The organism is Amycolatopsis jejuensis (genome assembly GCF_000717335.1).
In the GTDB taxonomy this organism is placed as follows: Bacteria; Actinomycetota; Actinomycetes; order Mycobacteriales; family Pseudonocardiaceae; genus Amycolatopsis; species Amycolatopsis jejuensis.
The window spans coordinates 23,668-40,715 of record NZ_JNYZ01000009.1 but is presented as its reverse complement, the minus strand read 5'-3'; the positions used below and the strand labels follow the sequence as shown (position 1 = coordinate 40,715).

The 17,048-nt window shown below is 64.9% G+C and carries 15 protein-coding genes; 9 read left to right on the top strand and 6 right to left on the bottom strand.

Features of this window, described 5'->3' with window-relative positions; translation table 11 throughout:
- Positions 1–99 precede the first annotated feature (99 nt).
- Entirely contained in the window at positions 100–669 is a 570-nt protein-coding gene (locus OO71_RS12720) for a hypothetical protein (RefSeq protein WP_033289956.1), read from the top strand.
- Between the two features lie 645 nt (positions 670–1,314).
- Here OO71_RS12720 and OO71_RS12715 read toward each other — a convergent pair.
- Both OO71_RS12715 and OO71_RS12710 read right to left on the bottom strand, forming a co-directional pair.
- On the bottom strand, positions 1,315–1,770 hold the full coding sequence (locus tag OO71_RS12715; protein ID WP_033289955.1) for an SRPBCC family protein: 456 nt from the start codon (positions 1,768–1,770) through the stop codon (positions 1,315–1,317).
- 17 nt (positions 1,771–1,787) lie between these two features.
- Positions 1,788–4,094, bottom strand: a complete 2,307-nt coding sequence (locus OO71_RS12710; RefSeq protein WP_033289954.1) for a hypothetical protein — start codon at positions 4,092–4,094, stop codon at positions 1,788–1,790.
- 343 nt (positions 4,095–4,437) lie between these two features.
- On the opposite strand from OO71_RS12710, the gene OO71_RS12705 reads away from it, so the two are divergent.
- The 5 genes from OO71_RS12705 (at position 4,438) to OO71_RS12690 (ending at position 9,027) form a co-directional block, all read left to right on the top strand.
- Positions 4,438–4,947 (top strand): PE domain-containing protein, encoded by a 510-nt coding sequence (locus OO71_RS12705; protein WP_033289953.1) that lies wholly within the window; start codon positions 4,438–4,440, stop codon positions 4,945–4,947.
- A 30-nt stretch (positions 4,948–4,977) separates the two neighbouring features.
- Positions 4,978–5,583 (top strand): DUF3558 domain-containing protein, encoded by a 606-nt coding sequence (locus OO71_RS48195; RefSeq protein ID WP_156096276.1) that lies wholly within the window; start codon positions 4,978–4,980, stop codon positions 5,581–5,583.
- Positions 5,584–5,585: 2 nt separating this feature from the next.
- Entirely contained in the window at positions 5,586–6,851 is a 1,266-nt protein-coding gene (locus tag OO71_RS12695; RefSeq protein WP_033289952.1) for a hypothetical protein, read from the top strand.
- 148 nt (positions 6,852–6,999) lie between these two features.
- Positions 7,000–7,599 carry a DUF3558 domain-containing protein gene (locus tag OO71_RS48755; RefSeq protein ID WP_084144912.1) on the top strand — a complete coding sequence of 200 codons (600 nt, stop codon included), beginning with the start codon at positions 7,000–7,002 and terminating at the stop codon, positions 7,597–7,599.
- Positions 7,600–8,280: 681 nt separating this feature from the next.
- The gene (locus tag OO71_RS12690; RefSeq protein WP_033289951.1) at positions 8,281–9,027 is read left to right on the top strand and encodes an ESX secretion-associated protein EspG; all 747 of its coding nucleotides are present in this window, start codon (positions 8,281–8,283) and stop codon (positions 9,025–9,027) included.
- A gap of 54 nt (positions 9,028–9,081) precedes the next feature.
- On the opposite strand, the gene OO71_RS12685 is transcribed toward OO71_RS12690, so the two are convergent.
- Genes OO71_RS12685 through OO71_RS12675 form a run of 3 tightly spaced genes read right to left on the bottom strand, consistent with a single transcriptional unit; the run spans position 9,082 to position 11,746 of the window.
- Complete coding sequence (locus OO71_RS12685; RefSeq protein WP_033289950.1) at positions 9,082–9,855, bottom strand: amino acid ABC transporter ATP-binding protein; 774 nt, start codon at positions 9,853–9,855, stop codon at positions 9,082–9,084.
- The gene (locus OO71_RS12680) at positions 9,852–10,787 is read right to left on the bottom strand and encodes an amino acid ABC transporter permease (protein ID WP_033289949.1); all 936 of its coding nucleotides are present in this window, start codon (positions 10,785–10,787) and stop codon (positions 9,852–9,854) included. Before OO71_RS12680 ends, OO71_RS12685 begins: the two co-directional genes overlap by 4 nt.
- A gap of 53 nt (positions 10,788–10,840) precedes the next feature.
- Positions 10,841–11,746, bottom strand: coding sequence for an ABC transporter substrate-binding protein (locus tag OO71_RS12675; RefSeq protein WP_033289948.1), 906 nt, complete (start codon positions 11,744–11,746; stop codon positions 10,841–10,843).
- A gap of 166 nt (positions 11,747–11,912) precedes the next feature.
- Here OO71_RS12675 and OO71_RS12670 point away from each other — a divergent pair, with 166 nt between their 5' ends.
- The 3 genes from OO71_RS12670 to OO71_RS12660 are packed head-to-tail and all read left to right on the top strand — an operon-like array spanning position 11,913 to position 15,374.
- A complete protein-coding gene (locus OO71_RS12670; RefSeq protein WP_033289947.1) occupies positions 11,913–13,574 on the top strand; it encodes a circularly permuted type 2 ATP-grasp protein in 1,662 nt (553 codons plus the stop codon).
- A 13-nt stretch (positions 13,575–13,587) separates the two neighbouring features.
- Entirely contained in the window at positions 13,588–14,535 is a 948-nt protein-coding gene (locus tag OO71_RS12665; protein ID WP_033289946.1) for an alpha-E domain-containing protein, read from the top strand.
- The gene (locus OO71_RS12660) at positions 14,532–15,374 is read left to right on the top strand and encodes a transglutaminase family protein (RefSeq protein ID WP_033289945.1); all 843 of its coding nucleotides are present in this window, start codon (positions 14,532–14,534) and stop codon (positions 15,372–15,374) included. The genes OO71_RS12665 and OO71_RS12660 overlap by 4 nt, the downstream gene beginning before the upstream one ends.
- A gap of 40 nt (positions 15,375–15,414) precedes the next feature.
- Here the strand turns inward: OO71_RS12660 and OO71_RS12655 are convergent, their stop codons facing one another.
- Positions 15,415–16,836: a M20/M25/M40 family metallo-hydrolase gene (locus OO71_RS12655; protein ID WP_033289944.1), complete on the bottom strand. Its 1,422-nt coding sequence runs from the start codon at positions 16,834–16,836 to the stop codon at positions 15,415–15,417.
- Positions 16,837–17,048 lie beyond the last annotated feature (212 nt).

Sequence of the window (17,048 nt, the reverse complement as noted above, 5' to 3'; positions counted from 1 at the left end):
GAACCTCACCCCGCCGAGGGAGTCCCGGTCGGGTAATGCTGGTCAAAGCCGGGTAAAAAGGACGCGCGGGCGCAGGCGTGGCCTACGTACGCTTCGGACATGTCACGAGTTCAGGCGGCCCTTACCGTGGAGGAGGCCCGCACCCTGCAGCAAGACCTCGGCGAGCCCCTGCGGCCAGGGTTGACGCCCGCCGAGCTCGACGATGTCGAGGAGCAGTTCGGGTTCAGTTTTTCTGCGGATCATCGCGTGTTTCTCACGGCGGGGGTGCCGGTGGGGCAGCGGTGGCCGGACTGGCTCCATGGGGACCCTGATCAGCTGCGTAAACGGTTGGACTGGCCGGTTGACGGGGTGTTGTACGACGTCGAGAACAACGACCTGTGGCTCCCGGAGTGGGGTGGGCGACCTCGGGTTTTGTCCAATGCGTTGGCGGTGGCGCGCCGTCATCTGGCGGGGGTGCCACAGCTGGTGCCGGTCTGCGGGCATCGATATTTGCCGGGGGTGCCGGGTGGGGTGGGGTATCCGGTGTTGTCGGTGTATCAGACGGATGTGGTGGTGTACGGGTGGGATTTGCGGGGGTATTTGAGGCATGAGTTCGGGGGTGCGGCGTTGGGGGAGGAACCTGAGGGAGGGGGTCGGGTGGTGGAGTTTTGGTCGCGGTTTGTGGAGTGAGGGGTGGGTTTTTGGGGTGGGTTGGGTGGGCTGGTTCTTTCGCTCGCCTGTCGTCTGCGTATCTGCGTATCTGCGAGCGGTCCCCTCGCTCGATTACTAGCCGAGCGAACGGTCCCTTCGCCCACCCGCGATCCGCACGAGTGGTCCCTTCGCTCGCAACGCGCGCGAATGGTCCCCTCGCTCAACGGTCACCCGCACGAACGGCCCTTTTGACTCGCCTGCCATCCGCGCGAGCTGCCCCCGCACAGCCGACAAGCGCGCGAACGTCCCTTCGCTCGGCCACCTACCGCACGAACGGTCCTCTCGCGCACCACTCGCGTGAACGGTCCCCTCGCACAGCCACCACTTGCACGAACGGTCCCCTCGTCCGCGTCGCGGCGGCCGTCACGCGAAAGTCCCCTTCGTGCAGTGTCAGCCCGGCACGAAAGTCCCCTTGGCACCACTCGGCCGAGCGCGAAAGTCCCGTTCGCGCAGCCGGACCGGCACGACCCACCCAGCCGAGCCCAGCGGGGCACAAACCGAGCCGAACCCGCCCCACCGCACCTCACCGCACTGCACTGCACCGCACGAAGGTCCCCCTCGTGCGCCACGAAGCATGAGGGTCCCCCTCGCACGCCACCTCAAGAAAGGGTGTGAAGGGACCCTTCACTCCACCGCGCTCTTCACCCGAGCCAGGGTCTCCGCGATGTTCGCCCGGTTCGTCGCCGCTCGGTCGCGTACTCCCGTCGCCGCCAGGGCCAGTGGGAGGAACCACGGCGGGCGCCGGTCCCACGTGCTTTCCGTTACCCGGCAGCCTGCGCCGGACGGCTCGATCACGTACTCCCACCGCGAGATCGGCACCGGCCCCAGGTCGACGTTGAAGGCGTAGCGCCGACCCGCGTCCGCGGCGGTGATGGTGACCGTGGTCGTCCAGCGGCGGAGGCCTCGGCGGTTGCTGCCGCGGAAGCGTTCGCCCACCGCCGGGCCGGTAGCGCCGCCGAGCCAGCGGTGCCGCCAGTACTCCGCGGTCACCCCTGCCAGCGCTGCCGGGTCGCTGACCAGCGCGTACACCGCTTCGGGCGACGCATCGACCTCGATCTCACCCGTGGCATCAGGACTCACATACCAAGGGTATGTGATCAGCTGTCCCGCCGCAGCATCCGGCTCACCCCGGCTGCGACGGTCGACGCCAGGATCCAGCCGGACGCCGTGAACCCGGCCGACACCCAGTTGTCCACTCCATGCATGTACCACCTCGACTTGTTACCGAAATCGACAATCGGCACCATGAGGTCGGCGGTATAGATCACCGGATTCCACTGCAGCCCGGTGTCCTGCTGATTGACCACACATCGCGGCCCGTTGACCATGAGCCGGCCGGAATGGTCGTTCACGCAATCGTCCGAGCCGAGGCCGAACCACAGACTGCCCAGAACCAGCAACGTAAACAGCCACCCGAGCGCGCGTACCGGCCGGTAGCCGTACCCGACCATCGACCGCTGCAGCCAGCTCCACACCCGCACCCCGGGGCCGAAGACCTTGAACCCTTTTGCCAGTGCCTCGTAGCGGAATTGCTGTTTGCGCAAGGCAACCGTGGACGCGTGTTCCTCGTTTCCGGCTGCACGCAAAGTCGCGGCGAGCTGGTCGTAGGGCCCGGGGCGGTAGCCGCGCATTGCCTTGCGAAGCAGGTCGATGCGACGGTTAAGGGCTCGGTCGTCGTCGAGGGCGATGCCGTGTTTCAGCGCGTCGTAACGGAAATCGTCGAGCTCGACGCCGTCGCTGGCAGCCCAGACCTCCTCGTTGTCCGCCAGCGCACCGCAATGCGCGCGTCGCAACCGCACCGACCCAGTTGGCGGCTCGGCCGGAGAAAGAATGAATTCGTCGGCCGCGACGTCACTGGCATCAAGTGCAATTCCGTGCGGCGCCAGCGAACCCAGCTTCGCGCCATTCATATCCAGCTTACGGGCAATCTGTGCGCCATCAAGATTGACGCCACCCTCGGCAAGAAAGGGCCGCTCCTTGTTCTCCGTGAGCACGACGTCACGGCCGATCCGCGCGGTACGGATATCAAGGGAAAAACTGCTTGTTTTCCGTTGTCCCGGCTCAGTGAAAAGCGTGCCGTACATGTTTACACTGCCACCGATCTCCGCACCCTGAAGCCGTAGCGTTCCCTGCAGAGTGGCGTCGGTGAGCTGGAAATTTCCGGAAATCTTGGCGCGTCGCGCGGAAAACACGTCACGCCCCGGATGCAGGAACATCGAATTCCATGCGAGAAAATTGCCGCCAACAGTGACGTCCGCCAACCGCAATTGACCCACCGGTACCCGCAGATTGGTTGCTTCGATATCCCCGCCGATCGCCGATCCATCGAGATGCAATGCGCGGTCGTAATAAGGCGTACCACGTCCGCGGGCCATGGTGATTTCGGCGCCGGCGAGCCGCAGCGAACCACCGATCCGCGCGTTGACCATTCGAAGCGTGCCGAATGCCTGCAGACCGTCGGAAAGCTCGAGATTACCGTCGACCTTGAGCCGGTCGGCGACGAGCGCAGGCCGCGGATCGAGGTACGGATCACCGGATTTCCACGCGTCCACGACGACGGGTCCACGCTGGTCGACCGCAAGCCGCGCCTCACGCAGGACGATGTCACTGTCCACAGTGGCGCTCGGCAGGTAGAGAACACCCTTGGCGGAGAACCGTTTCCGCTCGCTCGCCGGACCGTAGTTGTCGACCTCGCACAGCAGACTGCCGCCGATGTGCAGACCATTTCCGTTGAGCGCAAAGCCGTCGGGATTGTCGAAGGTAGCGCCGGAGAAATTGACGTTACCGCCAGTCCGCATACCAGGAAGCCGCACCTCACCGCGGGCAACCATTCGATAAGCGAGCAATGCACCGGTGATGACGAGCCGGTCGCCTTGAATTGCTTTACCATGCGGATGACTGATCGTGGTGCGGGTGAGCACGACGGACCCGTCAATGACGGCGTCGGTGAGATTGACGGCCGCATTGGGCATACCGCGCTCACGATCGTCGCCGCGTTGTACCGAAGTGGTTTCCTCGACCTCGAATTCCTCCGGCGCGACCTCCACGACACTCCGGATCAACCGCAGATCATTACGGCTGCGCAGATTGCGCGCCCGCAACCCGGGCAGCCAGCATTTCCGGAAGACGAGCCCGAGAACGTTCGCCTCCCGCACGTCGGGCGGCTGCTCGAAACGGCAACGCTCGAAGCGGAAGAGGAAGTTGAGATCCGCCGCCCGAAGGTCGAAGGTCCCGGTGATATAAGCGTCCTCGACCTGCACAATCGGCGCATTGGTGGCCTGCCGCCGCCATCGCAACAGCCCACCGGTGCCGGGTTTGAGCAGGTCCGCCGCTTTCACCTCGTACCGCCTGTCGGGCACCCCGGCAAACGGATCAAGCGGCGGCAAGGTCGTATCGGTCGGCACGCTTCTCCCCACAGTGGTCGGCCCCCAGCGAATCGGATCAACGGCGGATGAGCAAGGGGCCTAACGGAGTAGCGGAGGACCCCGCGAAGTGACTCGAGAGAGCCCGGTCACCCAGGGAAAGCGGGCACATTCACACAGTACCGGCCGTGTGATCCACAACTTGCCTGTCAGTGTTGACTACTCACGAGTAGTAACTGCGAGGAATGAATACAACAGGTGATCTTGCCGGAAATTGCCCATGCCACGGTTTGGCTCCTGCTAGAGTTACACATCGGAGCCGACAATGAACAGAGGGTAGGCCACCGCCCAAGGAGGAGTGTGGCCCGTGCGGGGAGGCACGACGATGCCAGATGGAACTACGCGTGGCCCGGAGGGCATTTACCAGGAGACGCTCGCACCGCCGCCACAGGCACCCGCTCCGGGCAGTCCGGCCATGCCGCTGCCGGTTTCCGGCCAGACGGTGACGACCGGAGCACCGCCCGACTACAAGGCACTGGGCGCGAACCAGGCGAAAGCCGACTTCACCGCGGCATCTGCAGGCGCAGGCTGGGAGTTCGACCCCGAAGCGATGGACACGGTGCTCAAGAGCCTCCACGAAACACTCGACAACAACCTGATCAAAGCGCAAGACGATGCCGGGCGCCTGACCGGTATCGATGCCCCCGGTGACGAGATCGCCAGCCATTCGTATGTCGACATCGCAAACAAAACCGGCAAGTCGTACCAGGACTACCTCGCCGGAGCAGTCAAGTTCCTCACGTCGTACGCGGAAACACTGACCACTATTCGCGACGCTTATCGCCGACAAGACCATGCGGCACTGGACGCCCTCCGCACGATCAAGGAAGACTGACTCTCCGTGCAAAGTCGAAAACTCGTACTCATGACAGTGCTCGGCCTCACCGCCATGCTCGGCACTGCATGCACATCGACAACGTCCGGTGCCCCAGCTCCGGCCAACTCCGCAGGCTCGGCACCATCCAGCGGCGCCGACCAGCTGCCACACCACGGCGCGCCTGCGGTGACCACGCCGCTCCAGACCACCGCGATCGAAACCGATCCGTGCAGCGCCATCACGAACGATCAAATCAGCCAAGTCAATGGCAAGGTCAAAAGCAATGCCGTCGAGCAGGATCCGGCCGGCGGCAAGAGGTGCGCATGGACGTTCGAGAACTGGGAACTCGGCAAGATTTCCGCGGGAGTCGATACGATCGACAAAGACGGTCTGAGCCACCTGTACGCGCTCAAAGCCCAAGGTAGCGGGGTCACTACCTTCGAGCCCCAGAGCCCGATTCTCGACTACCCCGCTGTCGTCTTCGCCAATGGCGGAGAAGACCCCAGCCGATGCCAGCTCGCGGTCGGCCTGAGCAACAAGACCATGTACTTCGTGTTCGCGACGCTTCGACAGGAAAGCGCCTACTACAACGCTCCCTGCGACCTGACGAAAAAGGTTGCCGAGTTCGCCATCAAGCACCTCAAGGGAGCGTAGCGATGGTTTACAGCGGCGCCGAAATCTATCAAAAACTGCATGCCAACCCCAGCACCACGCAGAGGCTCGACCTTGCCCAGCAGGCGTCCGAACGCCTCATGAACCTGCACAAGGACCTCGCCAAGTCGCTCACGGACGCGCAAAAATCACTGGATTCCTTCTGGAAGGGAAAGAGTTCGGAAACCGCGGCTGCCGGCCTGGCGCCCCTCATCCAAACCTCGAACACCGCCGCGGAACACTTGAACTTCGTTCAGCTTTCCATGTATTCCCAGCAAGCGAAGTTCCACAGCACCAAAGACGATGTGGTACCTGTCGACAACAACCGACCCGATGACAACAAACTATCGGACTGGATTTCCTTCGGCGCCAGTGACGACGAGAAACGCGCCGCACAGTTCGACTCGGACACCCAGAAGAACAGGGATGTGTACGAGAGCTACTACCAGATGACGACGGGAACCTACGGTCCGGAGGCAACCAAGGACTACCCCGCCGCACACGACCCGAGTGTGGCTGCCGGCGGAGTCACACCCGATCCGATCGTCCCTGGAACGGGGCCTGCGGGCGGCGAGCGCTCCAGCGGGAGTGGCGGCCACTCCTCGAACCCGTCCGGCGGACCTTCGCACAGTTACAGCAGCGGACCGAGCACTTACACACCACCGCACGGCGCCGCGGGAATGCCGGCACCTCCTTCGCCCGGCAGCACTCCGGTCTCGAACATCCCGGCTCCTCCAACGCCGACCCCGGACGATCGGACGAGCGCATCTTGGGCCAATCCCATGCCGACGCCGCCCGGAACACAGCCGTGGCAGAACCCGGCGGGCAGCGGCACCGGCTCAACGGGGTTCGGTCCAGGGAGCGGGAACAGCAATTTCGTGGGCGGATTCGGACCGACCGGGAGTTACGGGCCAGGCGGGAGCGGCGGATTCCAGTCCGGCGGCCGCAGCAGCGGATTCGGGCCGGACGGTTCTGGATCGGGTGCGCGAGGTGGCGGCATCGGGGGTCGAGGGGTCGGTTCAGGTTCCGGAACCGGCTCCGGAGCACTCGGTGAAGGAGCAGCGACCGGGCGCCCGGGCACCGGCGCAGCAGGTGGCACCGGAGCCAAAGGCCAACCTGGTATGGGCGGTATGGGTTCCAGCGGCCGGGGCGGCAAAGGGTCGGAGGACGAAGAGCACCAGCGCAAAATCCTGCTCTCCGAAGACGATCCCGACTCGATTTTCGGCGGGTACGACGGTGATCGGCCAACTCCTCCGGTGATTGGTGCATAGAGCAACAGCGGTGGGCGGGCACGCAAGGGCTGGCTGCGCGGTGGGCGTGTCGACGATCGGTTCGCCAAGACCTCGACGCCGGCTGATGCCATAAGTCTGCCGACCGACTGCGAAACTCAGGCATTGCAATGCGTGAAAAGGGTTTCAGATGCGTCTTCGCTCCGTCTTGTCACTCACCATCCTCAGCCTTACTGTGGCCGTGGTTTCGGCATGTGACGGCAGCGCCAGCCGACGAGCAACCCCGGAGTCGCCTAGCCGCAGCCTGGACACCAACTCTGCGCCTCGGGTCGCCGACCCGATCATGAATACGAAGCCGTACGAATCGGATCCGTGTTCCACAGTCCCTACGAGTACCGTCGAGTCCCTAGGCGGCAAGGTCACCCGCACGGACGTGGACACCGACTCAACGGGAACCAGCTGCGCCTGGATATTCAGCGGCAACGCAGGAAACATCAATGCCGGCCTTGTCACCGGGAACAAGGAAGGGCTCAGCGCACTCTATACAGGTCATCGCACTGGCACGCTGACCAAGTTTCAACCATATGAGAACGTCGAAGGCTACCCCGCTGTCGTGTATGCACGCGGGGGCGAGGGGCAGGGCACTTGCAATCTCGCAGTGGGCGTACGAGACAACCTCACCTACACAGTGGTTGCTTTGCTGCGCACCGAGAGCCCTGCCTTGTCCGACCCCTGTGGCCTGGCCGCCAAAATCGCCGCTGCAGCGGTCGGCACGATGAAGGTGACGTAGATGGCGTTCCCAGCCGATCAGGCAAAGAGCACGCCTGAACGGCGCTTCGTCACGGACGACGCCATGACCGCAACGTCAACGGTTCCGGCGAATTCAGCACCCGAATCCAGGGTTGTCCTGGCACAGCGGAATCAGCATGCAAGCAGTGCATCGGCGACCCCAAAGTGGCGCAAGTAGTGGATACGGCTCTGGAGGCGGCAGTGATGCGCTTCGGGACCCATCCGGCATCCTCAGCGGCGGCTCGACTGGTTACCTCGGCGGACGGGAGTCGGTACGGTCCCGCGAAAGGCTCGTGCTCGAACGTGCCAAGGTGCACTATCCGTCGGACGGGTCGATCGCTGACATGGCCGGGTGATCTTCGTGCGAGCGGCCACATACCGCGTCTACCCCTGCTAATGTTACTTCTTGAAGCTGACTGAGAACTGAGGGTAGGTCACCGCCCGAGCAGGAGTGTGGCCCGTGCGGGGAGGCACGACATGGCGCACGAACACGCCGCCGTACGGTGGGGGCATCTGCTGACTGATCGGGTGGCTGGGCTGTGGCGTTTCAGTCGGCTGGCAAGTGCTGCTCGGTGTTCAAGGCTGACGCTACCGTGTGATACGAGTCCATCCGGCCCGCCCACAAATGCCCGGTTCGAGTGTTCGGGATATTCAGGCCGATTCCGGGGGAAGGGGAGGAACGGTGCTGCGTAAGCCCGTCGAGGTGAGTTTGCGGACTTTTGAAGTTCTGCTGGAACGGCTTAATCTCGGTGATATTCATCCGACCCTCGTGCGGGGTGCGTTGTGGTATTCGCCCGACGAGCGGCGGCAGCTGGCGGCCGATACTGATCGCGAGCTTAGTGAACGTGGGCTGTTGCGTGGTGGGCGGCTCGACGATGGGTTCGTCGAGACGCTCAATCTCTTGCAGCGGCCGGGAGTCGAGTACTACTCCTGGGTCAAGTCGGGGCAAGGGGAGCGCACCGTGCGGGCTGCGGCCAGTGGGCGGGACGCGGCGACCGTCGTGAACATGCAGCAGATGCTGTACATCTCGCCTTGTTCTGCGGACTCGCTTGTCCGGGAGTTCGTCACGATGTTGCCGGAGGCGCCGCCTGCTCGGATTCCGTCGTTGAACTGTTCGGATACCGATCTGAATATGATCAAGAGTGGGGATGTTCCCAGTCGTACGAGTCCCAGTATTCGTGACGCCAAACAGGTGTTGCAATGGCTTGACGCGCCGCATACGTATTTCGGGCGGTTGTACGTTGCGGTTCGGGACAGTCGGGGGAAGCGGCTGCGGAATGAGAATCCGCCGGGGTGGGCTGATGTCGAGCAGGGGCGGATTTTGTTCGGGGTGGACAAGTCCGGGTGGGTCAGTCTGGCGGGGGCTGGGCCGCAGGATCTCATGAACAAGGTTCAGCAGGTGGAGAAAGAGTTGCGGGCCGGGCGGTGAAGAGGATGGGCGGCAAATAGACAGGGCCGCCCGGGAAGCCCGGGCGGCCTGCCGTCAAGCGTTCGGGTTCAGAACCCGGGCCAGGAATGACTTTGTCCGCTCATGTTGTGGATTGCCGATCACCTGGTCCGGCGGTCCGGCTTCCACGACCACTCCGCCGTCCATGAACAACACCTTGTCCGCTACCTCGCGGGCGAATTGCATTTCATGGGTCACCACCACCATGGTCATGCCGTCCTTTGCCAATTGGCGCATGACACCCAATACGTCGCCGACGAGTTCTGGGTCCAAAGCGGACGTCGGCTCGTCGAAGAGCATCAGTTTGGGCTCCATGGCCAACGCGCGGGCGATGGCGACACGTTGTTGCTGGCCGCCGGAGAGCTGGCCGGGGTAGGCGCGGGCCTTGTCGCCGAGGCCGACCCGGTCCAGTAGGGCCAAAGCGCGTTCCCGGACTGCCGATTTCGCTTCCCCGCGGACTTGCACCGGGGCTTCCATCACGTTTTCCAGCGCTGTCATGTGCGGGAAGAGATTGAAGCGCTGGAACACCATACCGATGTCCTTGCGCTGGGCGGCGATCTCTTTATCGCGTAGTTCGTGCAGTTTTTCGCCGCGTTGACGATAGCCGACCAGGACGCCGTCTACGTACAGGCGGCCTGCGTCGATTTTCTCCAGATGGTTGATGCAGCGCAGCAAGGTGGATTTGCCGGAGCCGGACGGGCCGATCAGGCAAAGCACTTCCCGTTCCTGGACTTCCAGGTCGATACCCTTCAGGACGTCCAGGGAACCGAAGCTCTTGCATACCTTCTGTGCGGAAACAACGGGGGTCATCGCTGAACACCCCCGCGGAAGCCGAGCATGCGGGCTCCCCACTTGTTCGGTCGGGTGACCGCCCGCGAAGTGCCGCGGGCGAAATACTTCTCGATATAATACTGCACGACCGTCAGCACCGAAGTCATGAACAGATACCACACCGCGGCCACAATAAGAATCGGCACCGTTTTGTAGTTCTGTGAATAAATCGTCTGCGCCGACACCATCAGCTCGAAATACCCGATCGCGACGACCAGTGACGTCGTCTTGAGCATCGAGATCGTCTCGTTGCCGGTGGGCGGGATGATCACCCGCATCGCTTGGGGCAGCACGATTCGGCGGAGCGTCTTGCCGCGGCTCATGCCGAGTGCGGAGGCCGCCTCGAGCTGACCGCTGTCCACCGACTGAATACCGCCTCGCACGATTTCCGCCATGTACGCCGCCTCATTCAGGCCCAGCCCAAGAAGTGAGGCGACAAACTGGGTGATCAGCGTGTTGGTGTCCCAGCTGATGAAGGTCGGCCCGAACGGGATGCCGAGGCCGATCCTCGAGTACGCCAGCGCCAGGAAGTTCCAGATGATCAGCTGCGTGATCAGCGGAGTTCCGCGGAAGAGCCAGATGTAAATCGACGCCGCACCCGACATCAGCGGGTTCGGGGAAAGCCGCATGACGGCCAGCAGGACCCCGCCGACAATGCCGATGATCATCGAGATCACGGTGAGCAGCAAAGTGTTCCGGACGCCGTTGAGAATCCGGTCGTCGAACAGGAACTGTCCGACGACCGGCCACTGCAGCGCGGAATTCGTGACGACACTGCGGATCACGATGAACGCGAGGAACAGAATGATCACGCCGGCCACCCAGCGTCCGTAGTGCCGGACGGGGACGGCCTTGATCGGGGTGGTGTCGACCTCCTGCCGGGTTTCGGCAGGGCCGGGGAGACTGGACACGGGTAGTTACGTCCTCAGGAGTCGAGCAGGAATCGAGCAGCAATCGAAAAGGGTCAGGAAGCCGCCGGGTTGACTTCCGATTTGGTGATGGCACCGGATGCCGACAGACCCCATTTGTCGAGGATCTTCTTGTACGTCCCGTCGTCGATGAGTTTCTGGATGGCGCCCTGCACGGCCTTTCCGTAATCGCCGCTGCCCTTCGGCAGCACCATTCCGTACGGCGCGGTGTCATACGGCGCGCCAACGGATTCCAGCTGGCCGCCGGTCTGCTTGACCGCGTAGTCGATCACCGGCGAGTCGGCCAGTTCGGCCTGCACGCGCTTGGCGGTGAGCGCAAGGTTGACGTCGGTCTGCGCCTGGAACTGGGTGATGTTGATGGCCGGCTTGCCCGCCTTGGTGCACGCGGCATTGCGCTTGTCGAGGTCGTCGACCTGCGTGGTGCCCTTCTGCACGGCGACGTTCTTGCCGCACAGGTCGTCCACCGACAGCTTGTCCGGATTGCCCTTGAGCACCGCCATCGACGTGCCCGCGCTGTAGTAGGAGACCATGTCGACGGTCTTCATCCGCTCGGCGTTGATGGTGAACGACGAGATGCCCATCTCGTACTTCTTCGCCGCGATACCCGGGATGATGCCGTCGAACGACGAGTTCTGGAACTCCGTCTGCAGGCCGAGCACCTGGCCGACCGCGGTGCCGAGGTCGACGTCGAAGCCGGTCGGCTTGCCGTTCTCGACGAACTCGTTCGGCGGATAGGTCTGGTCCTGTCCGATCACGATCTTGCCGTCCGCCTTCACGTCGGCGGGCACCAGCGCGGCGAGGGCGTCGTCCTTCTTCACGGTGTCCGAGCCGCCGGCAGCCGGAGCGGAGCTCGCGTTCCCTGCTGCGCCGTTGCCGCCCGCGCCGCAGGCCATCGTCAGGCCGACCAGCGCAAACGCCGGGAGAAGGGCGAGCGCCTTCATCTGATGTCCTCGGGCCACTTCGTCACTCCTCGTAGTTCTCAAGGGCTGAGAGCACGCATCCTGCCACTCGAAAGCGGGGATGCACAGCACCGATGCGTCACGGGGAAGTTTCGCACAGGACAGGCCGCCCGACGGGTGTCGCGCACGTTCGAGACCGTGCGTCAGGATGTCCGGTATGAACAGCAACAGCGGTCCCCGGTTGCCGCCGGCCGGGCGACGTGCGCGAACGGTGAAGGGCCGCCGCGCGGCTCGGCCCGGCGCGCAGTTCGACGGGTACCTGGCTCCGGAGCGGCCGTACGCCGGCGCGTACGACGAGATGTTCGCGCCCGACGGCATGGTCCGCGGCCCGTACCGCGCGCTGTACGGCTCGATCGCGGCGCTCGATTCGAGCGATCTCACCAACCGCTCGCAAGCCCTCGACCGGGCGATGGTGGACCAGGGGATCACGTTCTCGCTGTCCGGCCAGGAGCGGCCGTTTCCGCTCGACCTCGTGCCCCGCGTCATCCCGGCGACCGAATGGACCCGCCTCGAACGCGGCGTGGCACAGCGGGTCCGCGCGCTGGAGGCGTTTCTCGCCGACGTGTACGGCGACCGGCAAATCCTGCGCGACGGCGTGCTGCCGCGGCGGCTGATCACCTCGTGCGAGCATTTCCATCGCGAGGCCTACGGCATCAAACCGCCCAACGGCGTCCGCATTCACGTGTCCGGAGTGGACCTCGTCCGGGACGAAGAGGGCACCTTTCGCGTCCTTGAGGACAATCTTCGCAACCCTTCGGGCGTGTCGTATGTAATGGAGAACCGGCGGACGATGGCGCGGGTCTTTCCGGACCTGTTCGCCCGGCACCGAGTGCGCCCGGTCGGTGACTACGCGTCACATCTCCTGCGGGCACTGCGCGCGGCCGCCGCGCCGAACGTCGCCGACCCGATGGTCGTCGTGCTCACCCCCGGCGTGTACAACTCCGCCTACTTCGAGCATTCGCTGCTGGCCCGGCTGATGGGGGTCGAACTGGTCGAGGGCCGCGACATGTTCTGCCGCGACAACGTGGTCTACCTGCGTACCACCGAGGGCGAGCGCCAGGTCGACGTGATCTACCGGCGGATCGACGACGAGTTCCTCGACCCGGTGCACCACCGGCCGGACTCCGTGCTCGGCGTCGCCGGGATCCTCAACGCCGCTCGCGCGGGCAACGTGGTGGTGGCCAACGCGGTCGGCAACGGCGTCGGCGACGACAAGCTCGTGTACACCTACGTGCCGGAAATGGTGCGCTACTACCTGAACGAAAAACCGATTCTGCCCAATGTGGACACGTTCCGCTGCTGGCTGCCCGACGAGTTCGACCACGTCATGCAGCATGTGGACGAGCTGGTGGTGAAGCCGGTCGAAGGCTCCGGTGGGTACGGCATCGTCTTCGGGCCGGACGCGTCCAAAGCGGAGCTGGATGCCTTGCGCCGCAAGGTACGCGCGAACCGGCGCGGCTGGATTGCGCAGCCGGTGGTACAGCTGTCCACCGTTCCGTCCAAGGTGGACGATCGGCTCGCGCCGCGGCACGTCGATCTGCGGCCGTTCGCGGTCAACGACGGCAAGGAGATTTTCGTGCTACCCGGCGGGCTCACGCGGGTCGCGCTGCCCGAGGGCAGCCTGGTGGTGAACTCGTCGCAGGGCGGCGGGTCGAAGGACACCTGGGTGCTCGCGTCGCGGTCGTCGACGTCAGAACAGGAACTGGACCGGCCCGCACTCGGCGAGGTGTCCGTTGTGGACGGTGTCGCGGCCGAGCAGGGCCCGGAGCTTTCCACGTCGCAGCAACAGCAACAACAGCAGCAGAGCTGAGGGAGGGAGCACGATGCTGGCCCGCAATGCGGAATCGCTGTACTGGATCGGCCGTTACGTCGAACGCGCCGACGACACCTCCCGTATCCTCAACGTCTCCGTGCACCAGCTGCTCGAGGACGCGAGCGTCGACCCGGACCACGTCAGCCGTCAGCTGCTCGCGGTGCTCGGCATTCCGTTCGACGCGGGTGACGCGCTCGACGTGTGGAAGCTGACCGAACTGGTCGCGTATGCCAAAGACAACCCATCGTCCATTGTGGGCTCGATCAACTCCGCGCGGGAAAACACCCGTGGCGCACGGGAAGTCGTGTCCACCGAGCTGTGGGAATGTCTCAATGCGACCTGGAATGCGGTGCCGGACCGGCAACGGTACGCCCGGCGCGCCGGGCCGCACGCCTTCCTGTCCTTTGTGGAGGAACGAGCGGCGATGTTCGCCGGGCTCGCGGATTCCACGATGAGCCGCGACGACGGCTGGCTCTTCCTGGTGCTCGGCCGTTCCGTCGAACGCGCCGACATGGTGGTACGCCTGTTGCTTTCGCGGGTTTCGGACCGGGCGTCGTCGCCGGGCTGGATGACCGTGCTGCGCTCGGCCGGTGCGCAAGACACGTACCTGCGCACCAATCGCGGCGCCCTTGATGCGGCGCGGGTGGTGCAATTCCTTCTCCGCGACACGCTATTCCCGCGCTCGGTTTTCCACGCGCTCCGGCAGGCCGAGGATTGCCTACGCCAGCTGGACCCGGGAATCAACGCACGGGGTAACGAAAAAACCGAAGCCGTGCGATTGCTCGGCCGCGCCCGCAGTGAACTGGAATTCCTGCACCCCGACGCGTTGTTCGACGATTTGCCCCGGCGGTTGCGTGGCCTGCAAACGGCGATCAAGGACATCGGGGAAGCAGTGTCCATGCAGTACTTCCACACGTCGCCATGGGTGGCGTGGAGCGGCGCGGAGGTGTCACTGTGACCTGGCAATTGAGGGTGACACACCGCACCGGTTACCGCTATGCGACGCCGGCTACGCAGTCGTACAACGAAGCCCGCCTCACCCCGCGTTCGGACCGGCGGCAAACCACTTTGGCCACGCGCATCGAAACGACACCGGCCACCCGCGCGTATCGGTACACCGATTACTGGGGTACCGAGGTCACGTCATTCGACCTGCATGCGCCGCACACCGAATTCACCGTTCTCGCCACTTCCGTAGTGGAAACGGCTGATGAAGCGGAACCGGTGCACACCGCGACGTGGAAAGATCTGCAAAGCGAAACGGTACGCGATCAACGCACGGAATACCTCACGCCGACGCCGTATACGCCGAATGACCAGGAACTGTCCAAACAGGCCCGTTCCCTGCGCAAGGGGCTCGACCCGGCCGACGCGGTGCTCGCGATCTGCGGGTGGGTCAACGAACAACTCAAGTACCAGCCCGGAACCACCGGCGTACACAGCACAGCCACCGATTCGTGGCGAGCGCGCGAAGGCGTGTGCCAGGACTTCGCCCACGTGACGCTGGTGATGTTGCGCGCCATCGGAATTCCCGCGCGCTACGTTTCCGGGTACCTGCATACGAAACCGGAGGCCAAGCTCGGAGAGAAGGTGGAAGGCGAAAGCCACGCGTGGGTCGACGTGTGGACCGGCGGCTGGTGGGCACACGACCCGACCAACGCCATCCCGGTCGGACCGCGGCACGTGTGGGTGGCGACCGGACGGGATTACGCGGATGTCGCGCCGCTGAAGGGAATCTTCACCGGAGCCAGTCAGTCTACTTTGGACGTTTCAGTGCAGCTGACCCGCTTGGCGTGACGTGTTGCTCCAGGCCGGCGCTTCGGCCTGGAGCAACGTCTCAGGAGCGCGCGTGCGCGTCCAGCAGGTGCGCCACCGCTTCCGTGACCTGTTGTGCGAAGTCCAGGTTCAACCATTCGTCCGGCACGTGGATGTTCGAATCCGGCCCGCACGCCCCGGTGACCAGGAACTGCGCCTCCGGGTACTTCTCGCCGAGCAGGCCCATGAACGGGATCGATCCGCCCATTCCGGCGGCGCGGTGCGGGCGGCCGAACACCTCGTCGTCGACCCGGCGCAGCGCGGCGGTGAGCCACGGCGCCTCGGCCGGAGCATTCCAGCCGTTCTCCGCCTGCTGGTCGTCGGCGATGATGACCTTTGCGCCGTACGGGACATCCGTGGTGAGCGTGCGCTTGATCGCCGCCAACGCGTCGTCCGCGACGGCGGTGGGCGGGAGGCGGAAGCTGAGCGTGAGCGTGGTGCTTTGGCGCAACACGTTGCCTGCCTCGGCGGGCAACGGGAGCCCGTCGCCGCCGATGATCGACAGCGTGGGCCGCCAGCCGTTGTTCAGCAGCAGCTCCAGCGCGTCCTCCGACATCGTCCGGCCGCCGCTGACCAGCGGGAACGCCGTCCGCATCGCATCACCGGCCACCTCGGCGACGGCCTCGACCTCGGCCTGCCGATCAGCCGGTACCTCGACGTTCAGCTCGGCCAGCTTGATCTCGCCGGTCTCGCCGTTCTCGATCCGCTCCAGCAGCTGCCGCAGCACCCGGAACGAACTCGCGACCACCCCGCTCGCCATGCCGGAGTGCTGCGCGGAGGCGAGTAGCTGCACGGTGACCGTCAGGTGCACCATCCCGCGCAGGCTCGTCGTGAGCCACAGCCGGTCGTAGTCCATGCCACCCGCGTCGAGGCACACGACGAGGCCGACCTCGCCGAGCCGCGCGCTGAGGTGTTCGAGGTACGCGGGCAGGTCCGGGCTGCCGGATTCCTCGCCGGTTTCCAGCAGCAGCGCGATCCGCGCGTGCTCACCACCGGCGGCGTGCACTGCCTCCACCGCGGCACTGGCCGCGTACCCGGAGTAGCCGTCGTCCACCGAACCGCGGCCGTACAGCTTCCCGTCGCGAATCACCGGCGTCCACGGGCCCAGCCCCTCGGCCCAGCCGCCGACCGGAGGCTGTTTGTCGAGGTGGCCGTACATCAGCACGGTGCCCTTGTCCGTGGCTCCCGGGGTGGCCGGAATGTCCACGAACAGCAGCGGCGAACGGCCTTCCAGCGTGACGACCTCGAACTGCGCACCCGGCAGGTCGCGGCTTTCGAGGTAGCCCTTCACGTGCTCGACGGCGGCGGCGAGATGCCCGGTGGCCGCCCAGTCCGCGTCGAACGCCGGGGACAACGCGGGGATCGCGACCAGACCGGACAGGCTCGGCGTGACGTCGTTGATCCACGTCGAGACAACGGATTCGCGTACGGATTTCTGCTCCACAGCGCCATCTTGCCACGGTGACCGACGTCACGACCGGGTCCGCAGCCGTGACCGTGGCCACCCGGGCGTGGCCGGTCGCGCTCCGGCGGCGGGCAGGTCGGGCCCGGGATGGCCGCCCGACCATCGCCACTCCGATCCTCGGGCTTCCGAGCGTTTCCCCTGTTCAGCCGGGTTTTCTCAGCAACAAATCAGCACCGGTGGCTCTCCATCGC